The organism is Agromyces humi (assembly GCF_009720255.1).
Classification (GTDB): Bacteria; Actinomycetota; Actinomycetes; order Actinomycetales; family Microbacteriaceae; genus Agromyces; species Agromyces humi.
In genome coordinates this window covers 1-1874 of record NZ_WJSP02000558.1, presented here as the reverse complement: position 1 = coordinate 1874, position 1874 = coordinate 1, and the positions used below count along the sequence as shown (strand labels likewise).

Below are 1874 nucleotides of genomic sequence, written 5' to 3'. Positions count from 1 at the left end.
CAGCCGCGCCTTGCCCACGCTCACGCCCTGCACGCGCCCCGCGAGCCCGAGCAGGCCGGCCTCGGTCACGTACGCGTCGTACGTCGGCGCCGCCTCGCCGACCGACTGCACGACGTCGACGGGCGACCCGGTCGCCTCGACGAGGAACACCCGGTGGCCGCGGATGCCACGTGCGCCGAGCCGGTCGAGCACGTCGAGCTCGAACGACTCCATGATCAGGCGCTCTCCCCCTCGGTCCCAGCCGGCGTCGTCGAGCTCGGCGGCGAACAGCTCGTCGAGCGGCAGCCCGATCGCGGCGAAGTGGCTCGCGTGCTTGAACTCGGCCACCATGCGCACGGGCCGGCGCTGCTCCTCGGCGGCGGTGTCGATGAGCTCGAACAGGTCGCGCAGCCGGAGGATCGGGTAGCGGCCGTCGAAGCTGGCGCTCGACTGCCGGATGCTCCCGAGACGCTCCTTCGCGCGCAGGGTCGAGAGCTCCGCCCACGTGAAGTCCTCGGTGAACCAGCCGGTGAGCGCGGTGCCGTCGACGTCGCGCGTCGTACGGCGGGAGGCGAACTCGGGTCTCGACGCGACATCCGTCGTGCCCGAGATCTCGTTCTCGTGCCGCAGTACGAGCACGCCGTCGCGCGAGGCGACGATGTCGGGCTCCACCGCGTCGGCACCGAGCGCGAACGCGAGCTCATAGGCCGACCGCGTGTGCTCGGGCCGGTACCCCGACGCGCCACGGTGGCCGATCACCATCGGGAATGCGCCGGAGTCGTGCAGCATGGGCCTCAGCGTAGCCACGCGCCGTGCGCATCCGCGGGAATCCGCGCGGGACTCTGGGCGTTGTCACTGCCAGGACCGGTAGATTGGTGCATGGCACGGATGCCGCATCCAGTCGCCTGTCCCCCGCACCGACGACAGCCGAAAGCAGAGGAACACCATGGCTCTCGACAATCCCGCGTTCTCGCGGAATTCCGCCTTCTCACAGCAGGGAGCCGTCGCGGCCGCGCAGAACGTGTCCGCGCAGCAGCTCCAGGAGCTCTACGACCAGCCTGCGACGCTCCCCGACCGCGAGGTCATGACCGTCGAGAACACCATCGCGAAGACGGTCGGCGCCTTCGCCGTGCTGCTGGTGTTCGCCGCGGCGGGCTGGCTGCTGACGCCCGCGATGCCGTGGCTCTTCTGGGCCGGCTCGATCATCGGCTTCGTGCTCGCCCTCGTCAACATCTTCAAGAAGGAGCCGTCGCCGGCCCTGATCCTCGCCTACGCGGCCGCGCAGGGCGTGTTCCTCGGCGGCATCTCGCTCATGTTCGAGAGCGCCTACCAGGGCATCGTCGCGCAGGCCGTGATCGGCACCCTCGCCGTGGTCGGCGTGACCCTGGCGCTGTTCGCGAGCGGCAAGGTCCGCGCCTCGAAGAAGGCGACGAAGATCTTCCTCATCGCCATGGTCGGCTACCTGGTCTTCTCGCTCGTCAACGTGATCCTCATCTGGACCGGCGTGAACAGCGACCCGTGGGGCCTGCTCGGCGCCGAGATCTTCGGCATCCCGCTCGGCCTCGTCGTCGGCGTCCTGGTCATCCTGATGGCCGCGTACTCGCTGGTGCTCGACTTCGACGCCATCCAGCAGGGCGTGCGGAACCGCGCTCCCAAGAAGTACGGCTGGTCGGGTGCCTTCGGCATCATGGTCACGGTCATCTGGCTCTACCTCGAGATCCTGCGGTTCCTCGCCATCGCGCGCGACTGACCTCGTCGTCTCACCTCGGAACGGCCGCCCTCGGGCGGCCGTTCTGCGTTCTCGCCACGCGCCGCTGCGGCGGGATCATCGCGGCGTGCGAGCGGATGCCACGACCGGCGCCTCCGCGCCGTGGGCGACGGATCGGCGGCCCGCG

Annotated in this window: 2 protein-coding genes; one reads left to right on the top strand and one right to left on the bottom strand. The window is 70.2% G+C overall.

The window, feature by feature from the left end:
* Positions 1-768 (bottom strand): glycerophosphodiester phosphodiesterase family protein (locus GH736_RS22240; RefSeq protein WP_159607141.1); only part of this gene is annotated, 768 nt, incomplete at its 3' end.
* Positions 769-925: 157 nt separating this feature from the next.
* Here GH736_RS22240 and GH736_RS22235 point away from each other — a divergent pair.
* On the top strand, positions 926-1729 hold the full coding sequence (locus GH736_RS22235) for a Bax inhibitor-1/YccA family protein (protein WP_159607139.1): 804 nt from the start codon (positions 926-928) through the stop codon (positions 1727-1729).
* The last annotated feature ends 145 nt before the right edge of the window (positions 1730-1874 follow it).